This is a genomic window from Pseudoalteromonas sp. RB2-MNA-CIBAN-0110 (assembly GCF_040309305.1).
Lineage (GTDB): Bacteria > Pseudomonadota > Gammaproteobacteria > Enterobacterales > Alteromonadaceae > Pseudoalteromonas > Pseudoalteromonas arctica.
In genome coordinates this window covers 1-277 of the sequence record NZ_JBEOOQ010000161.1, presented here as the reverse complement: position 1 = coordinate 277, position 277 = coordinate 1, and the positions used below count along the sequence as shown (strand labels likewise).

Sequence of the window (277 nt, the reverse complement as noted above, 5' to 3'; positions counted from 1 at the left end):
CAACAATACGACCGTCAGTACGTTTAAGCATTGCAGCGGCTTTCATACTGTTAAGAATTCCTTTTACTTCAATAACCTCTATGTTTTTATCTGCAGTGGCTGAGGTGTTTTCAGACTCTTGTGCAGCTAAAGTAGATGATGTCATTAAAATAAGTGCGGCCGCGCTAATAAGTGCAGGATTACTTTTATGTTGTTTATTGATTAGTGAGGAAGTAATTCGATTAAGCTTCATGTATCTCTCCCGTTTGGGTAATTGTGTGTTGATGATGTGCTTTGG

Annotated in this window: 1 protein-coding gene; it reads right to left on the bottom strand. The window is 38.6% G+C overall.

Annotated elements, in window-relative coordinates; genetic code table 11:
• Positions 1 to 232 (bottom strand): hypothetical protein (locus AAEY68_RS20990; protein WP_350586820.1); only part of this gene is annotated, 232 nt, incomplete at its 3' end.
• Positions 233 to 277 lie beyond the last annotated feature (45 nt).